This window comes from Nitratireductor luteus, from assembly GCF_026162365.1.
Lineage (GTDB): Bacteria > Pseudomonadota > Alphaproteobacteria > Rhizobiales > Rhizobiaceae > Chelativorans > Chelativorans luteus.
The window spans coordinates 14416-34993 of the sequence record NZ_JAOANW010000007.1 but is presented as its reverse complement, the minus strand read 5'-3'; the positions used below and the strand labels follow the sequence as shown (position 1 = coordinate 34993).

The window sequence follows — 20578 nt, the reverse complement described above, 5'->3', positions numbered from 1 at the left end:
CCGCGGTGTCAGCGCTTGAACGCGCCGCGCAACGCGATTGCCGACAGGATGGCGCTTGCGACCACGTTCCAGCCGGCGAAGGAAAGGCCGAGGAAGCGGCCTGCAGCCTCATCGCATGACGGCGGAATATAGGCGTTGAGCTGATCCAACAGGCTGCCGCTGGTCGAAGGGCTGGCGACCGCTCCGCAATCGGCGGGTCCCGGCCAGAAACCCCATTCGGCGCCGGAATGATAGACGCCGAGATAGAGCCCCCAGATCATTAGCAAAGCGCCAGCGAGCAGCAGGCCCCGCGTGAGCACGCCGGGCAGCTTGACGGCCGACGAGGCCAGCGCCAGCAGCATGAGCGGGATGCCGACATAATAGGGAACGCGCTGTTCCAGGCACAGCTTGCAGGGAATGAAGCCGCCAATGTGCTCGAAGGCGAGGGCGGTGCCGACGGTGGCAGTCATTCCAGCGGCAAGAAGCGCAGCGGTGAACGTATGGAATTTGCCGGTGGGCGCGGTAATCGACATCAAAGCCTCAGAATACGTAGCGGACGGCAACGAAACCGCCGATGAGCAAAACCATGAAGGCGGTGAAAAGAAGGCCAAGGTTCTTTTCGATGAAGCTGCGGACCGGCGGACCGAAACGGAAAAGCAGCCAGGCGACGAAATAGAAGCGCAAGCCGCGGCCAATGATCGATACGAGAATGAACACCGGCAGGCTGAGGCCTGTGGCGCCTGAAAATATCGTCAGCACTTTGTAAGGGAAAGGCGTCACTGCGGCAAACAGCACGCCCCAGCCGCCCCAGCGGTTGTACCATTCGGCAGCCTGTTCGAACGCATCCTCCTTGCCGTAGAAGGCCAGGATCGGCTGGCCCACGGCTTCGTAGAGGAATGCGCCGATGACATAGCCGAGCAGGGCGCCGGCAACGGAGGCAAGGGTGCAGATGAAGGCGTAGCGCAGCCATTTGGCGCGCTCGGCAAGTACCATCGGAATAAGCAGCACGTCGGGCGGAATGGGGAAGACAGAGCTCTCGACGAAGGAAACCGTCGCCAGGCCCTTTTCGGCGTGCCGCGTCGCGGCGAGCGACATGGTGTAGTCATAAAGCTTGCGAAGCATCGACAATCCTCGGTGCGAGCCTGACCTGAAAGTGACTCTGGCGGTCTGCAAGTGGCGTTTTCCTGCGCTCCAATGCTCGAAAAACACCATTTTCGCCACGCCAGATCGACTTTTCGATTCAGGCTCTGACGCTGCATGTCTAGCCGTCCGCCTTACCTGGCGCAACGGCGTGGATTGCGGCATTTTTCACATCTGTTCGCAGTTCGTAACCGGCACTTTGAAACTGCACATTATGCTTTGCGAAAATCGGAACCGATTTTCGGGCCGATGCTGTGGCGACACAGGTTGACGCCGATAGGGTTCGCCGTATAGTCCGCAGCCTGTCCGGCCCCATCGGGGCCTCGGGCCCCTGTGGCGGAATTGGTAGACGCGACCGACTCAAAATCGGTTTCCGCAAGGAGTGCTGGTTCGAGTCCGGCCAGGGGCACCATTTGACCGGGTTGGGAGAGCCCTCTGCCATCGATGCTCGAGCGGCGTGATAGCTATGATGCGCTGTACAGGGACTTCCGGTGGAAGCTGCCCCCATCCTTTAATATCGGCACGGCGATCAGCGATCATTGGGCGCGCATAGCGCCCGACAGGATCGCGCTCTACGACTACAGGCCCGACGGCGAGCCCGGCAGCATGACCTTTGCGGCGCTGGCGCGGCAGTCGAACGGGTTTGCGGCCGCGCTGCGGGGCCTGGGCGTGGCGCGGGGGGATCGGGTGGCGCTTCTCCTGCCGCAATCCTTCGAGACGGTCATCGCGCATGCCGCCATCTACAAGCTGGGCGCGGTCGCCGTGCCGTTGGCGCTGCTCTTCGGCACGGAGGCGCTCGAGTACCGCCTGCAGACGGCCGGGGTGAGGGCGGTCGTCACAAACGAGGCGGGGCTGGCGAAGGTGCGGGCCGTCGCCGGCCGCATCAGCGGGCTCGAAGCGATCATCTCGGTCGACGGCGCGGACCGGGAGGCACGGGATTTCCACCGGCTGATCGCCGACGCCGATGCGGATTTCGAAGCGGTCGAGACCGGTCCCGACGATCCGGCGATGATGATCTTCACCTCGGGCACGACCGGGCCGCCGAAGGGCGCGCTGCACGGGCATCGCGTGCTGCTGGGGCATCTGCCGGGCGTGCAGTTCCACCATGAATTCCTGCCACAGCCAGGTGATCTTCTATGGACGCCGGCGGACTGGGCCTGGGCCGGCGGCTTGCTGAACATTCTGCTTCCGGGTCTTTATTTCGGCCTGCCGGTCGTGGCGGGGCGGTTCGAAAAATTCGAAGCCGAGGCAGCGCTCGGCCTGATGGAACGCATAAAGGTGCGCAACGCTTTCATCCCGCCAACCGCGCTCAGGATGCTGAAATCGGTGCCCGATATCAGTGAACGCTTCGACCTGGACCTGCGGTCCGTGGCTTCCGGCGGCGAATCGCTCGGGAGGGAAACCTATGAATGGGCGCGCGGGGCTCTCGGCGTCACCATCAACGAGTTTTACGGCCAGACCGAGTGTAACATCGTCCTGTCATCCTGTGCGGCGCTCGGGGTCAGCCGGGGCGGGGCCATCGGCAAGCCGGTGCCGGGCCACCAGGTGGCGGTCATCGATGCGGAAGGGCGCGCGCTGCCTGTGGGCGAAGCGGGCCAAATCGCGGTCAGCCGGCCCGATCCGGTGATGTTCCTGGAATATTGGCAAAATCCCGAGGCAACGGGGAAGAAGTTCATCAGCGATTGGATGACCACCGGCGACCAGGGCATGATCGACGCGGACGGTTACGTCCATTTCGTCGGCCGCGACGATGACGTCATCACTTCGTCCGGCTATCGCATCGGGCCATCCGAGATCGAGGACTGCCTGACCGGCCATCCCGCAATCCAGCTTGCCGCCGCAGTGGGCAAGCCCGATCCCATGCGCACCGAAATCGTCAAGGCCTATGTGGTGCTGAAGCCCGGCTTTTCCGGCGACGAGGCGCTGGCGAACGAGATTCGCTCCTTCGTGCGGGAACGGCTTTCGGCGCATGAATATCCGCGAGAGGTGGAGTTCGTGGATTCCATGCCGCTGACCACGACCGGTAAGGTCATTCGCCGCATTTTCCGTGATAGGGCCCGTCGCGAAGCCGGACTTGCAGAATAGCTTCGCTACCGCCGGACGAGACGGCGAACACGGCTGCGGATGAGCCGCAGCACGTTGCGGGCCTCGCGGTGAAATTGGAGCTGCCCCGCGGCCTGGTGCGCGAGTTTTTCCGCGCCGGGGGTGAGGCCGATCACGAAGGTGCCGAGCGCGCGCCGCTCCGACCATAGGCGGCTCATGACCGGATGATCCGGCACCGCGCAGGAATCGGTGGCGATGATGTTCGGATCGTCGAGATGGTTCCTGGTCAGCTCAATGACCAGCAATGCGCCCGGCGAGTAGGCGGCGTAGGCCTCGTCATAAGCCGTCTTCCAAGTGTAGGCCCTGCCCGCCTCTACGAAGACAACCAGGCATGCAATGGGTTTTCCGTCCAGTGTAAACGTATGGATGCGGCAGAGATCGCGCTCGGCCAGCCGGTCGACGGCTTCGCGGGCGAAGGCCGCGCGATACCTGTCGGTAGCCATGGCCGTGCGCTCGCGTCCCTTCCAGCCGGACGCTTCCAGCGTGAGGAAGGTTTCTATGCCGTGGCGGATCTCGCCGGGCTGGCGCGCGATCGTGTACTCAAGCCTGCCATGTTCCGCCAGCCGCTTCTTCAACCGGCGAAACTCGCGGAAGTGGTGCGACCTCAGGCTGTTGCGCAGGTAGTCGTCGCCTTCAAGGTGCGATTCGAGGAACGGTCTTTCAATCTCGTTGGCGGTTATCAGCGGCAGGTTCCTGGTCTCGGCGACCGAACGCAAAGCGGTGGCAAAGGGGCCGTCGAGCCGTGTTTCGGGCAGGACCAGCACCTTGGGCAGGCGCAGATGAGGGCGCGCGAGCATCGCGAAGAAGTCCTCCAGCACACCGACCGGATCGTCGCAGTCGACCAAAGGGGTGCCGAGAGGGCCGAACGGGTTCGACCATGTCCGCATGACGGTTACGCCCAGCGGAATGGCTGGCTTTTCGACGGAAAAGGGCACGAGCAGACGCAGGCGGTTCTTGTCTTCGGTGCCGTCGCGGACGACGGCCAGCCGTACCTCGCGATCCTCCAGCCTGGGCATCGCCGGGGCGAGGAAGCGGGGATTGAAGAAGATATTGGGCTCGATGGCGCGGGCGCAGAGATGGTCCAGTTCCTCGACCAGCTCGAAGCCCGCGGTGGCGGCGTAGACGGCGAGCTTGCGCTGGGGACGGCCATGGGCAGAGAGCTCCATCTCCGCGCCCTCAGTCGTGATGTCCTTCAGGCCGGCAAGCTCGCCTATCATGGCCCCTGAAGCGGAGCCACCGACTTCTTCGATCAAGGGCGTTGCCGCCATCAGCCTATCTCCGTTTGCGTGCGAACAGGCAGAAAAACCGCCATCACGATGCCGAGCTTCCGCCAGACGATGAAGGCGAGCGCCGTGGCCTCGAATATCATGGCGATGGCCGTGGCGAGTGCCGCGCCCCACAGGCCCAGAACCGGGATCAGCAGGATATTGAGGCCGATATTGATCGCCAGGGTTACGGCATAGATGCCGGCGCAGACATTCTGGTGGCCACTCATGGTGAGCATGCTTTCAGCGGGTCCCACGGCGGAGCGGCCGACAACCGCGGCAACCAGCAGGAACAGCAAGGGGTAGCCGGCGTCGAATCCAGGCCCGAACAGGGTGAGGATCGGTTTGCCCACCAGGAGCACGAAGATGCCCATGAAAAGCGAAGGCCAGAAGGTCCAGTTGACGGTCTCGCGGGCGAAATTCTCCAGCGCCTGGCGCTCGCCGCCATGGATGAAGGCCGCATAGCGCGAGGCAACCCCCGCCTTGACCGCGAAATAGACGAAGTGGACGAGGGCCAGCGTCTTGACCGTGGCGTAGTAGACGGCGACGTCCGTCGGCTGCATGAACCGCCCGACCATCAGAACGTCGGCATTGGTAAGCAGGAAGTAGAAGCTTTCCACCAAAAAGATAGGCAGGGAAACCTGCACCCACAGGCGCACGAGAAAGCGTGGCTGGGCGGGCGGCAGGCGATGCTTTTGCCGCGTCCCCATGGTGAGAAGCTGCGAAATCGTGGTGAGATAGGTAGCGAGGATCGCCGCGATGACGGCACCCGTGGCGTCCGGATCGTAGCCGGCCAAATGCATGGCCCAGAGGAAGAGCAGGATGAGCACCGGCCGCATCAGATAGGTGGGAGCCATCGCCCAAAGCGCCCAGGAGTTCGCCCGCGCGATGCCCTGGAGCTGATCGCTGAGCGCGATCATCGGCAGGCAGATGAGGCCGAGATAGAAGGGGACTACGTAGTAGTGCTCGATAGCCGGCTCGAACCACCAGATACCGGCGGCGCCGGCCAGCGCGAACACCGTAGACGAGGCCAGCACGAAAATCCGGCTCGTGCGCAGGATGCCACGCAGTTCGGGGATCATGCCGGTGGCCCGGTATTCGGGTACGAAACGGATAATCGACGTATGGAAACCGAGGCAGGAGATGTTGCCGAGGATGATCATGGTCACCCAGACCAGCACGAAGATGCCGTATTCGAAGCCGCCCATATAGCGGGCAAGCAGCACCTGGCTGACGAAGGCGATGACGGCATTGACGATGCGCAGGCTGAAGGCGATCAGCGACATGCGGCCAGCCTGGCTTCGCGCGTCCTCGGTGAAGACGAGCCGGTCTATCCGAGCCGCCCACGGTTGCGCGCGCCGCGCCAGCCCCCCTGGCAAGAGGCGTTCAGCAGTCGTTGCTGCAGAAAAGCGCACTCAATACACTCCGCTTTCATCGGCCGTTATACGCGCGGTCTCTAATGGAAAGTCTTTAAGAAACGGTTCGGCGGGAGGATCGGCCGATCAGTGACGAGGAGAGGCGCAAGATGCTCCGCGCCCATTCGACCGGGCCGAAAATGGTGACCTATCTGGAGGAAATCGGCATCGAGAGGCAGAGCGATTTGCGCGGGCATGACGCCGGGATAATCGCCATGCGCATCGACATCGCGCTCGGCTGCAAGCACATGAACAGCATGGGCTTGGCGCCGATCGGCAACGTCATCGCGCTGGCGGAGGAGGAAGAGGGCGCCCGCGGCCGGTTCCCGCAGAAAGGGCTGCCGGTGCTGAAGTGCGCTCGGACAAGGCCCTTCAACAAGCTCAGAGGGGCCGTGCCCTGCGATGTTCTTCCAATAGGTCCCGGATAGCCCTTTGGGCTTCCGGGATGACGAACCGACACCTTCGTACGACGCTTCTAGAGCCTTTTCGATTTTGATAGAATCAAAATCGCGGCTCAACTCCTTGTTTGGTCGGGTTTCCCAACCGAATAAGTCTGTCAACTTATTCTGGAAACCCTCTAAGCGAACGCCCCGTGGCAATGCTTGTATTTCTTGCCGGAGCCGCAGGGGCAGGGCTCGTTGCGGCCGACCTTGCCCCATGTCGCGGGATTTTTGGGATCGCGCTCTTCGGCGGGAACGACGCCGGTTTCTACGCGTGACAGGGTCATCGTGTCTTCGCCGAATTCGTCGTTGCCGGTGGTGCCATCCAGGTGATGGGCCTCCATCGCGGGGGCCTGGGGCGGCGGCGCCTCGGCGGCTTCGCGCACCAGCTCCACCCGCATGAGCTGCGCCGTAACGGCTTGGCGCAAATTGCTGAGCATGGCCTGGAACAGCTCGAAAGCCTCGGTCTTGTATTCGTTCAGCGGATCGCGCTGGGCATAGCCGCGGAAACCGACGACCGAACGCAGATGGTCGAGATTGACCAGGTGCTCCCGCCACAGATGGTCGAGCGTCTGCAGGAGGATGGATTTCTCGACATAGGTCATGATGTCGGGGCCGAAACGCTCGGCGCGCTCGGCGGCGGCCTTGTCGGCCGCTTCGGTCAGGCGCTCACGGATATCGTCCTCGGCGATGCCTTCTTCCTGAGCCCACTCGCCCACCGGGAGGTCGAGATTGAGGTCGCGCAGGATGCTTTCCTTGAGGCCTTCGATATCCCACTGTTCCGCATAGGCTTTCTCGGGGATATGGCGGGCTACCAGATCATCAATCACATCCTGGCGCATTTCGGCGACCGTTTCCGAAAGGTTCTCGCCGTCCATCAGCTCGATGCGCTGCTCGAAGACCACCTTGCGCTGGTCGTTCATCACGTCGTCGAATTTGAGCAGGTTCTTGCGGATGTCGAAGTTGCGCGCCTCGACTTTCTTCTGCGCCTTTTCCAGCGCCTTGTTGATCCAGGGGTGGACGATGGCCTCGTCTTCCTTGAGACCCAGCTTCTGCAGCATTCCGTCCATGCGGTCGGAGCCGAAGATGCGCATCAGGTCGTCCTGGAGCGACAGGTAGAATTTCGAACGGCCAGGGTCGCCCTGGCGGCCGGAGCGACCGCGAAGCTGGTTGTCGATGCGGCGGCTTTCGTGCCGCTCGGTGGCCAGGACATAAAGGCCGCCGGCGGCGATCGCCTTTTCCTTGAGCCGTTGCACATCCTCGCGAATCGCCTGCTCCTTGGCCTGACGCTCCGGACCATCGGGCATGTCGCCCAGTTCGTCGGCGATGCGCATGTCCGGGTTGCCGCCAAGCTGGATGTCGGTGCCGCGGCCGGCCATGTTGGTGGCGATGGTGACGGCACCCGGCTTGCCGGCCTGGGCGACGATAGCGGCCTCGCGCTCATGGTGGCGGGCGTTGAGGACCTCGAAGTCCTTCAGACCCTCCTGGCGCAGTCGCTCGGCGAGGAACTCGGACTTTTCGATCGAGGTGGTGCCGACGAGGATGGGCTGGCCCTTGGCGCTGGCTTCCTTGATCTCGCGGACGATCGCCTTGTACTTCTCCTCGACCGTCCGGTAGACCTCGTCATCCTCGTCCAGGCGCTGGATCGGCAGGTTGGTCGGAATCTCGACCACGTCGAGGCCATAGATATTGCCGAACTCCTCAGCTTCCGTGGAAGCCGTGCCGGTCATGCCGGCCAGCTTGTCGTACATGCGGAAGTAGTTCTGGAAGGTGATGGAGGCGAGCGTCTGGTTCTCGGGCTGGATCTTGACGTGCTCCTTGGCCTCGAGCGCCTGATGCAGCCCTTCGGAGTAGCGGCGCCCCGGCATCATGCGGCCGGTAAACTCGTCGATGATGACGAGATCGCCATCGCGGACGATGTAATCCTTGTCACGCTGGAAGAGCTTGTGCGCCTTCAAGGCGTTGTTGAGGTGATGGACGATCGCGACATTCTCGATGTCGTAGAGCGAGTCGCCCTTGAAAAGGTCCTCGGCCCGCAGCAGTCGCTCGACCTTGTCGGTGCCTTCCTCGGTGAAGGTCGCCGTACGCTGCTTTTCGTCGATCTCGTAATCGCCTTCCTCCAACTGGGGGATAAGGGCATCGATCTTGGTGTAGAGATCCGAGCGGTCGTCGAGCGGACCAGAAATGATCAGCGGCGTGCGCGCCTCGTCGATCAGGATGGAGTCCACCTCGTCGACGATCGCGAAATTGTGGCCGCGCTGGACCATCTGGCCGCGCTCATATTTCATGTTGTCGCGCAGATAGTCGAAGCCGAGCTCGTTATTGGTGGCGTAGGTGACGTCGCAGCCATAGGCCGCGCGGCGCTCGTCGTCGGACATGCCGTGGACGATGACGCCCGTGGTCAGCCCCAGGAAACCGTAGAGGCGGCCCATCCATTCGGAATCGCGGCGGGCCAGGTAGTCGTTGACGGTGACGACATGGACGCCATCGCCGGCAAGCGCGTTGAGATAGACGGGAAGGGTGGCGACCAGGGTCTTGCCTTCGCCCGTTTTCATCTCGGAGATGGAGCCTTCATGCAGGACCATGCCGCCGATGAGCTGCACGTCGAAGGGCCGCATGCCGAGAACACGCCTTGATGCCTCGCGGACCACTGCGAAGGCGGGCACAAGAAGATCGTCGATGCTCTTGCCGTCGGCCAATTGCTGGCGGAACTCGTCTGTCTTGGCACGCAAGGCCTCGTCCGACAGCGCCTGCATTTCCGGCTCGAGGGCGCCGACGGCCTCGGCGCGCGGGCGCAAGCCGTTGACACGGCGGTCGTTCGATGAGCCGAAAATCTTGCGGGCTATGCCGCCGAGGCTGACCATCATGTGGTCCTTTCAGTTCACGGTATGCCGGCGGTTTCCGCCGGTCCGATAAGGTTTGATCCGCCAGCACGGGCCGTTGCAGCCAGTTGGCCAAAAAGGGCGCCCGGAAATGGATTCTGGACGGGAAGTCGAAGGAGAGATAAGAGGGGCCACCTGCGATGTCAACTTTGTGCGAATGCGCTGCCAAGGCGCAAAATTCCGCCATATTTCTGGATGGTTTGGATCGCTGCCCTATTGTTTCGGGCCCAAGCCGTATACGCATGAACGGAGAATTTTCTCATGAAACGACTCTTCCGCCAATCTCTGCGCGCCCATGCCGGTGCTGCAGCCTTGATCGCTGCCCTTCTTTCCGCGCCGGCTTTCGCGCAGGAGGAGGAAGTTGTCGCCACGCTGAATGGCGAGCCCATCACGGCGGCCGACATCGCCCTGGCCGAACAGGAGCTCGATCCGCAGTTCGCGCAATTGCCCGAGGAACAGCGCCGGGCCGCCGCGCTTTCGGCTGTCATCGACGTTCGCCTCTTCGCCAATGAAGCCGACGAGCAGGGCCTCGACGAGAGCGAGGACTTCCAGAAGCGGATGGACTTTCTCCGCCAGCGCGCCTTGCACAGCGCCTATATCGACCAGAACGTAGTTCAGGAGATTTCCGATGAGGCCGTGCGCGCGCGCTACGATGAGGAAGTCGCCAAGATGAACCCTCCGGAAGAGGTGCAGGCGCGCCACATCCTCGTGGCGACGGAAGAAGAAGCCAAAGCCATCATCCAGCAACTTGAGGAAGGCGGCGATTTCGCCGAAATTGCCAAGGAGAAGTCGAGCGACGGGTCGGCCAGCGAGGGCGGCGATCTCGGCTACTTCACCAAGGGGCGCATGGTTCCCGAATTCGAGGAAGCTGCGTTCGCACTTGAGCCGGGCGAGTTCACCAAGGAGCCGGTCAAGTCGCAGTTCGGTTATCACGTGATCAAGGTCGAAGACCGCCGCCAGCAGCAGCCGCCGGCATTCGAGCAGGTGCAGAACCAGATCAAGTCAATGCTCCTGCGCGAGAAATACATCGAGAAGCTGGGCGCCATGCGCGAGGGCGCCGAGGTCGACATTCCGAATGAGGAATTGAAGGCATCGGTCGACGCCCTGCTCCAGCAGCAACTCGGCAAGGCCGCCCCGGCGGCACAGGGCCAGCAGTAAGGCGCACGAGCCCGGTTGCATCCACATAAAGCCGCGCTTGCCCGCACATGGCGGGCGGCGCGGCTTTTTTGCGCCAGCTGTTCGGCTTGCGTCCGCCAATATTATCGGGCAGACGAAGCGGACGAGCCAGTATGTGAACCGGAAGTTCGGATGTCTGCATCTATCTCCCCACTTGCGCCCAAGTCCTACCCCGAAATGCCGGAAATCGCCGGCGCGCGGATCGCCGTTGCCGAGGCCGGCATCAAGTACAAGGGCCGCAAGGACCTTTTGGTCATGGTGTTTGACGAAGGCACGGCGGCGGCCGGTGTCTTCACGCGGTCCAGATGCCCCTCAGCTCCGGTCGAACTGTGCCGGCGCAACCTTGCCGGCGGCAAAGCGCGGATACTGGTGGTCAATTCCGGCAACGCCAATGCCTTTACCGGCAAGAAGGGGCGTGAGGCGACGTCGTTGACGGCGGAAGCGGCGGCGCGTGCCGCCGGTGCGGAGCCCGACACGGTCTTCCTGGCGTCTACCGGTGTCATCGGAGAGCCGCTGGAGGCGGGTCGGTTCACCCATCTGCTGGACGACCTGGCGGCCGGCGCCGAAGGCGGACGGTGGGAAGAGGCGGCGCACGCCATCATGACCACCGACACCTATCCCAAGTTCGTCACCGCTTCGGCCAAGCTGGGCGATTGCACGGTGACCATAAACGGAATCGCCAAGGGCGCGGGCATGATCGCGCCGGACATGGCGACGATGCTCTCTTTCGTGGCGACGGATGCGCCAATCGCCGCGCCTGTGCTGCAGGATATGCTGGCGAGGGCCACCGCCAAGACCTTCAACGCCGTTACTGTGGACAGCGATACCTCGACCAGTGATACGCTGATGCTTTTCGCCACCGGAAAGGCGGCCGAACGCGGCGCGCCGTGGATCACGGACCCCAAGGACGGTCGGCTTTCGTCGTTCAAGCGCGCCCTGGGCAAATTACTGAAGACGCTGGCGCTGCAGGTGGTGCGCGACGGCGAGGGCGCGCGCAAGCAGGTGGAAATCAGCGTGACCGGCGCCAAATCCGCGCGCTCGGCCAAGCGCATCGCGCTTTCCATCGCCAATTCGCCATTGGTCAAGACGGCGGTTGCCGGCGAGGATGCCAATTGGGGGCGCATCGTGATGGCCGTGGGCAAAGCCGGAGAGCCGGCCGAGCGCGATCTGCTGAGCATATGGTTCGGCGATATTCGCGTGGCCTTCGAAGGCGAGCGCGATCATGGCTATTCCGAGGAACAGGCCTCCGAATACATGCAGCGGGATGAGATAGCCATCCGCGTGGACCTCGGCATCGGGCGGGGTAGCGCGACGGTCTGGACCTGCGATCTCACCAAGGAATATGTTGCCATCAACGGCGATTATCGGAGCTGAGAGCCTGTTTTGAAATTCGTGATGCCTGCCGGCGAATGGCAATCTCCTGCGGTCCGGGCTCGAAAATCACTATTTTCGACTAGCCTTGCCCAATTTCAAAACAGGCTCTGAGGGCGGTTGATTGGGCGTGCAACACGAGGCGCAGGTGGAACTGGCGACGATCAGGCGTTTCGAAGGGGCCGGTTTCCGGGCCTGGCCGGCGGCAAATGTCTATTATGACGGAACGTGGGCGGTGCGGCTGACGGCCGGATACCCGGCCAAGCGCCTCAACTCCATCAACCCGCTCGACCCTGGCGACGCGCGGAACATCGACATGCGCATCGACCGGGCGCGGCCGCATTTCGAAGCGATCGGGCGGACGGTGACCTTTCGCCTCTCGCCGCTAGCCGCGCCGTCCATCGGTCAGTTCCTGGACAACGAAGGCTGGAGCTATCTTTCCGAATCGATCGTGATGCGTCTGCCCTTAAGCGACAGTGTGGTCGACGATGCGATGCACCAGATCCCGCTTAAAGATCTGGGACGCTTCGTCTCCGCTGCCTTCAGCGTGCATGGCTATGACGAGGCATTGAGGCCGGGCTTCAAGGAGCTCGTGGGTTCGATCAAGCCGGAAGCGGGGCACTTCATCCTCGAGCAGGACGGGCAGCCGGTGGCGACCGCCATCTGCGTGCATGACGGCGCCATTGCCGGGCTGTTCGAAGTGGCGACGGCCAAGGGCATGCGGGGCAAGGGCTTCGGGCGCCGGGCGCTGCTTTCCGCGCTGAAATGGGCGCGGCTGCGAGGGGCGACCGTGGCATGGCTGCAGGTGGAAGCGGACAACGTCGCGGCACTTGGCCTGTATCGTTCGGTGGGTTTTCGCGAAATCTACCGCTATCACTACCGCCAGCCGGGAGGAAACCGATGAAGGCCGACGCGAAGCCAGTGCTGCTGGTGGCCGCCTGTGCGCTTGTCGATGCCGACGGGCGGGTGCTCATCGCCCAGCGCCCAGAGGGAAAGCAGCTCGCGGGCCTATGGGAATTCCCCGGCGGCAAGGTCGAGCCTGGAGAGGCCCCGGAACAGACCGTGGTGCGCGAGCTTGAAGAAGAGCTCGGCCTGGAGACCAAGACGGCGTGCCTGGCTCCCCTGACCTTCGCCAGCCATTCCTATGAGACGTTCCATCTCCTGATGCCGCTCTATATCTGCCGCCGCTTCTGGGGTATTCCCCATCCGCGCGAGGGGCAGGCGATAAAATGGGTCCGGCCGAACCGGATGCGCGATTATCCGATGCCGCCGGCGGATGCGCCGCTCATCCCGTTCCTGATCGACCTGCTTTAAAGTCTGTTGAGATTCTGGTCCGGATTACCTGCGATAAACACTCATAGCGCTGCATCAACGGTCGATTTCCCCGAACACAATATCGATCGATCCCACGATTGCAGAGACATCGCCCAACATGTGCCCGCGGCTCAAGGTGTCCATCGCCTGCAAATGTGCATAGGAAGGCGCCCGGATCTTGCACCGGTAAGGCCTGTTGGTGCCATCCGAGACAAGATAGACCCCGAACTCGCCCTTGGGGGCCTCGACAGCGGCATAGACCTCGCCGGCCGGTACCCGATGGCCTTCGGAGTACAATTTGAAATGCTCGATCGTCGCTTCCATCGAGCGTTTCATGAGACCGCGAGGCGGAGGCACGATCTTGTGATCTTTGGTGGCAACCGGTCCCTGGCCTTCCGCACGTCTCAATTCTTCAAGACATTGCTTCATGATCCGCACTGACTGACGCATCTCTTCCATTCGCACCAGGTAGCGATCATAGCAGTCGCCGTTCTTGCCGACGGGAATATCGAAATCGAGGTCGGAATAGCATTCGTAAGGCTGTGCCTTGCGGAGATCCCAGGCTGCGCCTGCGCCCCGCACCATCACGCCGGAAAAGCCCCGGACCCAGGCGTCGTCGAGATCGATTTTTCCGATGTCGACATTGCGTTGCTTGAAGATGCGGCTCTCGCTCAACAGTCCTTCGAGATCGTCGCATACTTTCAGGAACGGATCGCAAAAGGCCCAGATATCGTCGAGCAGATCCGGGGGCAAATCCTGATGCACGCCGCCAACCCGGAAATAATTGGCGTGCATGCGGGCACCGGAAGCACGTTCGTAAAAGACCATGAGCTTTTCGCGTTCCTCAAAACCCCATGCAATCGGCGTGAGCGCACCGACATCCAGCGCCTGCGTTGTGATATTCAGGAGATGCGAAAGCAGCCGGCCGATCTCGGAGAAAAGCACGCGGATGAGCTGGCCGCGCCGTGGCACCTCGATTTCGAGCAGACGCTCAGCCGCCAGGCAGAAGGGATGCTCCTGGTTCATCGGGGCGACGTAGTCGAGGCGATCGAAGTAGGGCAGGGCCTGGAGATATGTCTTGTTCTCGATGAGCTTTTCTGTGCCCCGGTGCAAAAGCCCGATATGCGGATCCACGCGCTGGACCACCTCCCCGTCGAGTTCAAGCACCAGTCGCAACACACCGTGCGCTGCCGGGTGTACGGGACCGAAGTTGATCGTAAAATTGCGTACTGAGACTTCCGTCATTTAACGCTCAAATCAGACCGGTCGTTATCCATGGCCCTTGGTATCAGTGGGTTCAAATTGAGCACCAGTCTTCTTGAAACGGCCGGTACTTCGAGCTTGTTCCTGTCTTGCGTGACTTTGTGATCGCGCGCGTTTTGCCTTGGTCTCACAGCGCCCTATCGGGTGATCTGGAAGCCAGAGATTTCCGGATCTGGTTCGACTGTCCGGGTTGTTACACCGGCGACGTGCGCGGCGGGCGGCCCCTTGCCCAAAGCCCGCACCATCGCGGAGACATCGGGTGCCGGGCCCATGATGAGGGCGCGAACGGAACCGTCGGGTTCGTTGCGGACCCAGCCCGAAAGACCGTGATGTTCGGCCACTGCCTGGGCCCAGGCGCGAAACGCCACCCCCTGGACCCGTCCAGTGATCCGCGCGCTAACGGCAACCGTAGCCATCGCAGACAGTCCTTTCATCATCGACCAGCATAGTTGAAGATACGCTGGAAGCCATCGTTAATGGTTCCTTCAGTCAATGATGAGAATTTTCATCATCGGCGTGTCGGGGCGCCTCATGAGCAGTTGGTCCAGTATGGCTGGAGGGGCGCGTGAACTTGCAGCATCAGGAACATCCCACCGGATTTGGCTCGTTTTCGCGCATGGCAAGCGCCGGCGTGGGCGCGCTGCGGCTGGCGCTTCTGTTCGGATCGGCTGGCATCGCGCTGGCGCTCATCCTCACGCCCATTGCGGACAGGCAATCGCGTAGCGCGGCGATACAAGGCATCGGCATCGACCGCACGACCACCGGATCGCTGCCGCAGCGACGGGGCGAGACGATCACCCTCCGTCGCAGCGTTCTGCAGCCGACACCCTCTGCAGTCTGCGTCATCCGCGCCAATGGCGTGCGAACCGGTGCCTGCTAGAACACGCCTTACCGGAAGTCGTTCCTCAAATCCCAGGCCGTCGCCGTTAAGGTTTCTTAACGGAATTGCCCATAATCTTGGTCGCAGTCCGCAAGGTGGGATCGTGATGTTGAAGAAATTCCTGTCAGACGAGAATGGTGCGACGGCGATCGAGTATGCCTTGATTGCCCTTCTTATATCGATCGGCATCATCAGCGGCGCCACCGCCCTGGGCGGGGCGATCTCCGACAGCTACACTTCCACAGCGAAGGAGCTGGATGCGGCCGGCGGCTGATCCGCGTCCCGACTCGATGCTATTTGCGGGGCTATTTGCGGGGCGTTTCCATCGCGTCCGACAGCGCTTCCTTGAGCGATATTTTCGCTGAGCCCGGCTTGAGCGGTTTTTGCTGTGAGGCATGTGGCGCCCAGCCTGACATCCACACGATATTGAAGGTCGCGCGAACGCGGCCGTCCGCATCTGCGAAACGCTCGGCGTAGATCGCGGCGGCGCGCAGGAACACGGCGCGGGGCAGTGGCCTGCGGCTGCGTTCGGCAAGCGCGCTGGTGGCGCCCATCGCGCGCAGATCCCTGATGAGTGCGAACATGTCGTCGTATCGCACCGTCAGCGTCTCCAGATCGGCCACCGGCAACGCAAAGCCGGCGCGCTGCAGGAGGGCGCCAACGTCGCGCACATCGGCAAACGGGCTGATGCGCGGCGCCGCGCCACCGCAGATTTCCGTTTCCGCTTCGAGCAGGCTCTGCCTGAGCTCCTGGAGCGTGCCGGCGCCGCTCATGGCGCCAAGGAACAGGCCGTCGGGCTTGAGCGCGCGGCGGATCTGCACCAGCATGCCGGGCGTATCGTTGGTCTCGTGGAGGGTGAGAAGCGAGACGGCGAGGTCGAGTTTTTCTGGCTCCAACGGCAGGACTTCCGGCTGAGCCGATACGGCGTCTTCGTTGCCCGCGATCAGCGCTTCGTCCATCTCTACGCGCCGTACGCGCCCGACTTTGCCACTGTCGCGGAGTATCCGGGCAGCATCCTCCGTCAGGCAGTGGATCGCGGCGGCGTCCTCGAACCGGCGTTCGACGGTCGCCAGGCGCTCGGACAAATCCTCCGCCGCGCGGCGCATCAGAAAATGCGCGCCCTGGTCGCCTTGCCTCAATGCGCGCCGCTTGCGCGCCGCCAGCAGTTCGGTATCGAATATTGCGGCCATCTGTTCGCCGGACTTCCATTCTTGAGGTGCTTGCCATCGCACGTTTGGGATATGATGCAAAGATGGGAGAGCGGACGGGGGTGGACAAGTCATGCGATTGCTCGAGACCGACATGGTGCGGGCGGTGTTGTCGATACCGTCGCGACTTTTGTTCCCGCCGGTCTGCCTTGGATGCCGCAACCTGACCGCCAGGCCCGGTACGCTCTGCGCCTCCTGCTGGCCGAAGGTGCGTTTTCTGGAGCAGCCCTGGTGCCCGGTCATGGGCACGCCTTTCAGCCATGATATGGGCGAGGGGTTTCTGTCGGCCGAGGCTATCGCCAATCCGCCGCCCTTCGCCCGGGCGCGTTCGGCGGTGATCTACGACGGTGTTGCCCGGCGGTTGGTGCAGGGGCTGAAATTCGCCGACCGCACAGACTTGGCGCCCTGGATGGCGCGGTGGATGCTGCGGGCCGGAAAGGAGCTTGCCGAAGACTGCGATGTCGTGGTGCCGGTGCCGCTGCATCGCCGGCGGTTCTTTGCCAGGAGGTTCAATCAGTCGGCCGAGCTGGCGCGGGCATTCGCGCGGCTGGCGCGCCTCGAATATTCGAGCTCGGCACTGGTGCGCAAGCGCAAGACGCGGCAGCAGGTGGGGCTCGGCGCGCGGGAGCGGGAGGCCAATGTGCGCGGCGCCTTCCTCGTGCCGGACGAAAGCAACCATATCGTGCGTGCGCGCCGGGTGCTGCTGGTCGACGACGTCTATACCACCGGGGCCACGGTGGCCGCCGCCGCGCGGTCGCTCAAGCGGGCAGGCGCGCTGACCGTCGATGTGATAACTTTTGCCAGAGTCCTGCCGGGGGACTTTGCTGAAAACGAGGACGCACTTATATAGGCGTCAAAGGGACTTGGGTGTACATATGCCGAATGTGACGATCTATACGCGGATGGGGTGCGGCTATTGCAGCCGCGCAAAACGCCTGCTCGAAAACAAGGGTGTCGACTTCACCGAACACGACGCCAGCTTCTCCGCCGAACTGCGGCAGGAGATGATTCAGCGGGCGAATGGCCGTGCGACTTTTCCGCAGATATTCATCGGCGATGCCCATGTAGGAGGCAGCGACGAGCTTTTCGCGCTGGAGGCCGATGGCCGGCTCGACGATCTGCTGGCCGAGCAGGGTGTTGGCGGAGCTGTACAATGACGACCTTCCGCGCAGCAGCCCTTCAGATGCGCTCGGGCATGACGGTCGCGACCAATGTGGCCGAATTCGAGCGGCTGGTCCGCGATGCGGCAAAGCAGGGTGCGCATTATGTGCAGAGCCCGGAGATGACAGGTCTGCTGGTGCGGGACCGGGCGCAGCTTCTGGACAACATCACCGACGAAGCGAAGGACCCGTTGGTGGCCCGAGCGGCGCGACTGGCCCGGGAATGCGGGTTGTTCGTGCATGTAGGGTCGACGGCGATCGCCGTGGGCGGTGGCAAGGTCGCCAACCGCGCATTCCTCTTCGGTCCGGACGGCGAGCGTATCGCCACTTATGACAAGATCCACATGTTCGACGTCGATCTCGATAATGGCGAAAGCTGGCGGGAATCGGCCACTTACGCCCCCGGCGAAGCGACGCTAGTGGTCGATCTGCCCATGGCCGCGCTCGGTTTTGCGATCTGCTACGATCTGCGGTTCCCGCAGCTTTTCCGCACCCAGGCCATGACCGGCGCGCAGGTGCTGACAGCGCCCGCCGCGTTCACCCGCCAGACGGGCGAGGCGCATTGGCATGTCCTGACACGCGCCCGCGCCATCGAGAACGGCGCCTTCCTGATCGCGGCGGCCCAGGGCGGCAGGCATGAGGACGGGCGCGAGACCTATGGCCATTCCATCATCGTCGACCCATGGGGCAAGGTGCTGGCGGAAGCCGCGCATGACGAGCCGGCGGTGGTCGTCGCCGACATCGACGTGGAGCAGTCGCGCGCGGCGCGCGGCAAGATCCCCAATCTCGCCAATGCGCGCGAGTTCAACCTTGCGCGAGCGTTCTACGCGGAGACTGTATCGTGATCCGTTTCGATCTTGTCTGTGCGCAGGATCATGGTTTCGACGCCTGGTTCCGCAATGGCGCGGATTTCGATGCTCAAAACGAGAAGGGGTTCGTTGCCTGTCCGCATTGCGGCTCCAACGATGTCCACAAGGCGCTGATGGCGCCCGCCGTTTCCACCAGTCGCAAGAAATCGCAGGTGGCACTGGCCATGGGCGATGAGCAGAAGCAGGCGCTGGCGAAGCTCAAGGCGCTGAGCGAGAAGGTTCGCGAGAACGCCGATTACGTGGGGGACAAGTTCGCCGAGGAAGCCCGAAAAATCCATTTCGGCGAGACCGACCCGCGGGGCATCTATGGCGAGGCGACGACCGAGGACGTGAAGGGGCTGGTGGAGGATGGGGTCGACTTCCTGCCGCTGCCGGTGTTTCCCGAGGATCGGAACTAACCCTGAGATGCCGCGAGGCTTTTGCCGTCGGGTGGAATCGCCTGACAGCCGAATAAACCGGCAACAAGGGACGCTCTAAGGCTTCTCCGCCAGCACCATATAGTTCACATCCATGTCCTTCGAGCGCTGCCAGCGGTCGGCGAGCGGGTTGTAGACGACGCCGGTCTTTTCCTTGATGGAAAGGCCTGCCTGCTCCAGGGCCTTCTCCAGTTCAGCCGGGCGCACGAGCTTTTCGTACTGGTGCGTGCCGCGCGGCAGCCAGCGCAGCACATATTCGGCGCCGATGATGGCCAGACCCCAGGCTTTCGTGGTGCGGTTGATGGTGGCGACGAACATCAGGCCGCCGGGTTTGAGCATCTCGCCGCATTTTTCGATGAAATAGTCGACGTCGGCCACATGCTCAACGACTTCCATGTTGAGGATGACATCGAATTTCTCGCCTTCGTCGGCGAGGGTTTCGGCGAGCGTTGCTCGGTAGTCGATATTGACACCGCTTTCGGCGGCGTGGAGCCTTGCCACTTCGATATTCGTTTCGGAGGCGTCTGCGCCGACAATTTCCGCGCCGAGCCGGGCCATGGGCTCGCACAAGAGCCCGCCGCCGCAGCCGATGTCGAGGATGCGCAGCCCGTCAAACGGCTTCGTGCCACGCGGGTCGCGGCCGAAATGCGCCGCGACGTGATCGCGGATATAGGCAAGGCGTACTGGATTGAACCTGTGCAAGGGTCGGAACTTGCCGTTGGGATTCCACCATTCGGCTGCCAGCGCGGAGAAACGCTCGACTTCTCGCGGGTCGATGGATGTCTGTCGTGCCTGGGGCATGGCGTCGCCGGTCCCTTCTGGTTTCCACTGATTGCCGCCTGGGCTTGCGCAAACGCGTTGCCATGAAGTCGGGTCCTGCGGGCCGAATGTCAAGACGGCATCTTGGCCGCCAGCCCCGCCAGCCCCGCCAGCCGGGGCAGGTAGCTCGACCAGCCTTCCTTCAGCAACTGCCGGGTTCTTGCGGGCACTTCGCCTTCATGGGTGAGAACCAGCCGCACCCCTCCGCCCTCCTCGGTAAGATCAAAAGTCACGCGGGATGGTGGCGCCTCATCCACGCAGTCAAACTTCCAGACCATCCTGTGCGGCGGTTCGAGTTCCAGAATCTCGACATTGGTCCATCCGCGCCAGCCGGGAACGCTTGCGCCGGTGACCGTGAACCGGTGGCCCGCCACCGGCTTGAAGTCGACGGTGAAGAACCAGTGGGCAATCAGTTCGGGCGTCGTGATGCAGGCCCATACGGTGGCCAGCGAGGCCTCGATGCGCCGCTCAATCCTCAGTTCGATTGCTTGAAGCATCCTTTTCCTCGGCGAGTTGCTGCAGGCGGTCGAGATTGTGGGCCCAGAATGCTGAAAGCTGCGCTGCCCAATCCGCCACGTCGCGCAGCGGCGCAGGGTCCAGACGATAGAAGCGATGGCGGCCGGCAACGCGCCGGCTTACCAGACCCGCGCGCAGCAGCACCTGAAGATGCAGGGAGATGGCGGAGGTCGTGAGGCCGGTGCCCGCCGTCAGCTCGTTCACCGAGCGTTCCGTATTGCCCAAGCGTTCAAGAATACGCCGGCGCGTCGGGTCGGCGATCGCGCCGAAAACATCGTGTGCGGCCGAGCCTCGCGCCATTCGGTTCCTCATTCAAGTATTGGCTTGAATGTCAGTTAATCCGGTGCCATGCTCCCGTCAAG

General features: G+C 62.9%; 23 protein-coding genes and 1 tRNA gene. 13 read left to right on the top strand and 11 right to left on the bottom strand.

Going from position 1 to position 20578, the window contains the following annotated elements:
* Nucleotides 1-8 precede the first annotated feature (8 nt).
* Nucleotides 9-512 (bottom strand): disulfide bond formation protein B, encoded by a 504-nt coding sequence (locus tag N1058_RS10905; protein ID WP_265517559.1) that lies wholly within the window; start codon nucleotides 510-512, stop codon nucleotides 9-11.
* 7 nt (nucleotides 513-519) lie between these two features.
* A complete protein-coding gene (locus N1058_RS10900; protein WP_265517558.1) occupies nucleotides 520-1101 on the bottom strand; it encodes a YqaA family protein in 582 nt (193 codons plus the stop codon).
* 345 nt (nucleotides 1102-1446) lie between these two features.
* Here N1058_RS10900 and N1058_RS10895 point away from each other — a divergent pair.
* Together N1058_RS10895 and N1058_RS10890 are read left to right on the top strand one after the other, a co-directional pair.
* Nucleotides 1447-1531 (top strand) — tRNA-Leu (locus N1058_RS10895).
* A gap of 32 nt (nucleotides 1532-1563) precedes the next feature.
* A complete protein-coding gene (locus tag N1058_RS10890) occupies nucleotides 1564-3204 on the top strand; it encodes an acyl-CoA synthetase (RefSeq protein WP_265517557.1) in 1641 nt (546 codons plus the stop codon).
* Nucleotides 3205-3209: 5 nt separating this feature from the next.
* Here the strand turns inward: N1058_RS10890 and N1058_RS10885 are convergent, their stop codons facing one another.
* Nucleotides 3210-4490 (bottom strand): GNAT family N-acetyltransferase, encoded by a 1281-nt coding sequence (locus N1058_RS10885; protein WP_265517556.1) that lies wholly within the window; start codon nucleotides 4488-4490, stop codon nucleotides 3210-3212.
* Complete coding sequence (locus tag N1058_RS10880) at nucleotides 4490-5902, bottom strand: lipopolysaccharide biosynthesis protein (protein WP_265517555.1); 1413 nt, start codon at nucleotides 5900-5902, stop codon at nucleotides 4490-4492. Before N1058_RS10880 ends, N1058_RS10885 begins: the two co-directional genes overlap by 1 nt.
* Nucleotides 5903-6012: 110 nt before the next feature.
* Here N1058_RS10880 and N1058_RS10875 point away from each other — a divergent pair, with 110 nt between their 5' ends.
* Nucleotides 6013-6330, top strand: coding sequence for a hypothetical protein (locus tag N1058_RS10875; protein WP_265517554.1), 318 nt, complete (start codon nucleotides 6013-6015; stop codon nucleotides 6328-6330).
* Nucleotides 6331-6479: 149 nt separating this feature from the next.
* Here the strand turns inward: N1058_RS10875 and secA are convergent, their stop codons facing one another.
* Nucleotides 6480-9206, bottom strand: coding sequence for a preprotein translocase subunit SecA (secA, locus tag N1058_RS10870; RefSeq protein ID WP_265517876.1), 2727 nt, complete (start codon nucleotides 9204-9206; stop codon nucleotides 6480-6482).
* Nucleotides 9207-9485: 279 nt separating this feature from the next.
* Here secA and N1058_RS10865 point away from each other — a divergent pair, with 279 nt between their 5' ends.
* The 4 genes from N1058_RS10865 to N1058_RS10850 all read left to right on the top strand — a co-directional run bounded on the left by N1058_RS10865 (nucleotide 9486) and on the right by N1058_RS10850 (nucleotide 13085).
* Complete coding sequence (locus N1058_RS10865) at nucleotides 9486-10382, top strand: peptidylprolyl isomerase (RefSeq protein WP_265517553.1); 897 nt, start codon at nucleotides 9486-9488, stop codon at nucleotides 10380-10382.
* A gap of 150 nt (nucleotides 10383-10532) precedes the next feature.
* Nucleotides 10533-11774: a bifunctional glutamate N-acetyltransferase/amino-acid acetyltransferase ArgJ gene (gene argJ, locus N1058_RS10860; protein WP_265517552.1), complete on the top strand. Its 1242-nt coding sequence runs from the start codon at nucleotides 10533-10535 to the stop codon at nucleotides 11772-11774.
* A 121-nt stretch (nucleotides 11775-11895) separates the two neighbouring features.
* Complete coding sequence (locus N1058_RS10855; protein ID WP_265517551.1) at nucleotides 11896-12675, top strand: GNAT family N-acetyltransferase; 780 nt, start codon at nucleotides 11896-11898, stop codon at nucleotides 12673-12675.
* Complete coding sequence (locus tag N1058_RS10850; RefSeq protein WP_265517550.1) at nucleotides 12672-13085, top strand: (deoxy)nucleoside triphosphate pyrophosphohydrolase; 414 nt, start codon at nucleotides 12672-12674, stop codon at nucleotides 13083-13085. Before N1058_RS10855 ends, N1058_RS10850 begins: the two co-directional genes overlap by 4 nt.
* A gap of 54 nt (nucleotides 13086-13139) precedes the next feature.
* Here the strand turns inward: N1058_RS10850 and N1058_RS10845 are convergent, their stop codons facing one another.
* Together N1058_RS10845 and N1058_RS10840 are read right to left on the bottom strand one after the other, a co-directional pair.
* Nucleotides 13140-14330 carry an NADH-quinone oxidoreductase subunit D gene (locus N1058_RS10845; RefSeq protein ID WP_265517549.1) on the bottom strand — a complete coding sequence of 397 codons (1191 nt, stop codon included), beginning with the start codon at nucleotides 14328-14330 and terminating at the stop codon, nucleotides 13140-13142.
* 155 nt (nucleotides 14331-14485) lie between these two features.
* The gene (locus N1058_RS10840; protein ID WP_265517548.1) at nucleotides 14486-14764 is read right to left on the bottom strand and encodes an acylphosphatase; all 279 of its coding nucleotides are present in this window, start codon (nucleotides 14762-14764) and stop codon (nucleotides 14486-14488) included.
* Nucleotides 14765-14913: 149 nt separating this feature from the next.
* Here N1058_RS10840 and N1058_RS10835 point away from each other — a divergent pair, with 149 nt between their 5' ends.
* Both N1058_RS10835 and N1058_RS10830 read left to right on the top strand, forming a co-directional pair.
* Nucleotides 14914-15228 (top strand): hypothetical protein, encoded by a 315-nt coding sequence (locus N1058_RS10835; RefSeq protein ID WP_265517547.1) that lies wholly within the window; start codon nucleotides 14914-14916, stop codon nucleotides 15226-15228.
* 106 nt (nucleotides 15229-15334) lie between these two features.
* Nucleotides 15335-15502 carry a Flp family type IVb pilin gene (locus N1058_RS10830; RefSeq protein ID WP_265517546.1) on the top strand — a complete coding sequence of 56 codons (168 nt, stop codon included), beginning with the start codon at nucleotides 15335-15337 and terminating at the stop codon, nucleotides 15500-15502.
* Nucleotides 15503-15533: 31 nt separating this feature from the next.
* Here N1058_RS10830 and N1058_RS10825 read toward each other — a convergent pair whose 3' ends face one another.
* Nucleotides 15534-16418, bottom strand: a complete 885-nt coding sequence (locus N1058_RS10825) for a methyltransferase domain-containing protein (protein ID WP_265517545.1) — start codon at nucleotides 16416-16418, stop codon at nucleotides 15534-15536.
* A gap of 91 nt (nucleotides 16419-16509) precedes the next feature.
* Here N1058_RS10825 and N1058_RS10820 point away from each other — a divergent pair, with 91 nt between their 5' ends.
* From N1058_RS10820 to N1058_RS10805, 4 genes are read left to right on the top strand one after another with little or no spacing between them, the layout of a single operon-like run.
* The gene (locus tag N1058_RS10820) at nucleotides 16510-17286 is read left to right on the top strand and encodes a ComF family protein (protein ID WP_265517544.1); all 777 of its coding nucleotides are present in this window, start codon (nucleotides 16510-16512) and stop codon (nucleotides 17284-17286) included.
* Nucleotides 17287-17311: 25 nt separating this feature from the next.
* Nucleotides 17312-17593 (top strand): glutaredoxin 3, encoded by a 282-nt coding sequence (gene grxC / locus N1058_RS10815; RefSeq protein ID WP_265517543.1) that lies wholly within the window; start codon nucleotides 17312-17314, stop codon nucleotides 17591-17593.
* Complete coding sequence (locus N1058_RS10810; protein WP_265517542.1) at nucleotides 17590-18441, top strand: carbon-nitrogen hydrolase family protein; 852 nt, start codon at nucleotides 17590-17592, stop codon at nucleotides 18439-18441. Before grxC ends, N1058_RS10810 begins: the two co-directional genes overlap by 4 nt.
* Entirely contained in the window at nucleotides 18438-18863 is a 426-nt protein-coding gene (locus tag N1058_RS10805) for a DUF1178 family protein (RefSeq protein ID WP_265517541.1), read from the top strand. The genes N1058_RS10810 and N1058_RS10805 overlap by 4 nt, the downstream gene beginning before the upstream one ends.
* 75 nt (nucleotides 18864-18938) lie before the next feature.
* Here N1058_RS10805 and ubiG read toward each other — a convergent pair whose 3' ends face one another.
* From ubiG to N1058_RS10790, 3 genes are all read right to left on the bottom strand, one after another.
* Nucleotides 18939-19682 (bottom strand): bifunctional 2-polyprenyl-6-hydroxyphenol methylase/3-demethylubiquinol 3-O-methyltransferase UbiG, encoded by a 744-nt coding sequence (ubiG, locus tag N1058_RS10800; RefSeq protein ID WP_265517540.1) that lies wholly within the window; start codon nucleotides 19680-19682, stop codon nucleotides 18939-18941.
* A gap of 89 nt (nucleotides 19683-19771) precedes the next feature.
* The gene (locus tag N1058_RS10795; protein WP_265517539.1) at nucleotides 19772-20197 is read right to left on the bottom strand and encodes an SRPBCC family protein; all 426 of its coding nucleotides are present in this window, start codon (nucleotides 20195-20197) and stop codon (nucleotides 19772-19774) included.
* Nucleotides 20169-20516 (bottom strand): ArsR/SmtB family transcription factor, encoded by a 348-nt coding sequence (locus N1058_RS10790; protein ID WP_265517538.1) that lies wholly within the window; start codon nucleotides 20514-20516, stop codon nucleotides 20169-20171. The genes N1058_RS10795 and N1058_RS10790 overlap by 29 nt, the downstream gene beginning before the upstream one ends.
* Nucleotides 20517-20578 lie beyond the last annotated feature (62 nt).

What these genes read in the sequence shown, in the direction of transcription:
- N1058_RS10905 (WP_265517559.1), bottom strand. Translation starts at nt 512, where the DNA reads ATGTCGATTACCGCGCCCACCGGCAAATTCCATACGTTCACCGCTGCG.
- N1058_RS10900 (WP_265517558.1), bottom strand. Translation starts at nt 1,101, where the DNA reads ATGCTTCGCAAGCTTTATGACTACACCATGTCGCTCGCCGCGACGCGG.
- N1058_RS10890 (WP_265517557.1), top strand. Translation starts at nt 1,564, where the DNA reads ATGCTCGAGCGGCGTGATAGCTATGATGCGCTGTACAGGGACTTCCGG.
- N1058_RS10885 (WP_265517556.1), bottom strand. Translation starts at nt 4,490, where the DNA reads ATGGCGGCAACGCCCTTGATCGAAGAAGTCGGTGGCTCCGCTTCAGGG.
- N1058_RS10875 (WP_265517554.1), top strand. Translation starts at nt 6,013, where the DNA reads ATGCTCCGCGCCCATTCGACCGGGCCGAAAATGGTGACCTATCTGGAG.
- secA (WP_265517876.1), bottom strand. Translation starts at nt 9,206, where the DNA reads ATGGTCAGCCTCGGCGGCATAGCCCGCAAGATTTTCGGCTCATCGAAC.
- N1058_RS10865 (WP_265517553.1), top strand. Translation starts at nt 9,486, where the DNA reads ATGAAACGACTCTTCCGCCAATCTCTGCGCGCCCATGCCGGTGCTGCA.
- argJ (WP_265517552.1), top strand. Translation starts at nt 10,533, where the DNA reads ATGTCTGCATCTATCTCCCCACTTGCGCCCAAGTCCTACCCCGAAATG.
- N1058_RS10850 (WP_265517550.1), top strand. Translation starts at nt 12,672, where the DNA reads ATGAAGGCCGACGCGAAGCCAGTGCTGCTGGTGGCCGCCTGTGCGCTT.
- N1058_RS10845 (WP_265517549.1), bottom strand. Translation starts at nt 14,330, where the DNA reads ATGACGGAAGTCTCAGTACGCAATTTTACGATCAACTTCGGTCCCGTA.
- N1058_RS10840 (WP_265517548.1), bottom strand. Translation starts at nt 14,764, where the DNA reads ATGGCTACGGTTGCCGTTAGCGCGCGGATCACTGGACGGGTCCAGGGG.
- N1058_RS10830 (WP_265517546.1), top strand. Translation starts at nt 15,335, where the DNA reads ATGTTGAAGAAATTCCTGTCAGACGAGAATGGTGCGACGGCGATCGAG.
- N1058_RS10825 (WP_265517545.1), bottom strand. Translation starts at nt 16,418, where the DNA reads ATGGCCGCAATATTCGATACCGAACTGCTGGCGGCGCGCAAGCGGCGC.
- N1058_RS10820 (WP_265517544.1), top strand. Translation starts at nt 16,510, where the DNA reads ATGCGATTGCTCGAGACCGACATGGTGCGGGCGGTGTTGTCGATACCG.
- grxC (WP_265517543.1), top strand. Translation starts at nt 17,312, where the DNA reads ATGCCGAATGTGACGATCTATACGCGGATGGGGTGCGGCTATTGCAGC.
- N1058_RS10810 (WP_265517542.1), top strand. Translation starts at nt 17,590, where the DNA reads ATGACGACCTTCCGCGCAGCAGCCCTTCAGATGCGCTCGGGCATGACG.
- ubiG (WP_265517540.1), bottom strand. Translation starts at nt 19,682, where the DNA reads ATGCCCCAGGCACGACAGACATCCATCGACCCGCGAGAAGTCGAGCGT.
- N1058_RS10795 (WP_265517539.1), bottom strand. Translation starts at nt 20,197, where the DNA reads ATGCTTCAAGCAATCGAACTGAGGATTGAGCGGCGCATCGAGGCCTCG.
- N1058_RS10790 (WP_265517538.1), bottom strand. Translation starts at nt 20,516, where the DNA reads ATGGCGCGAGGCTCGGCCGCACACGATGTTTTCGGCGCGATCGCCGAC.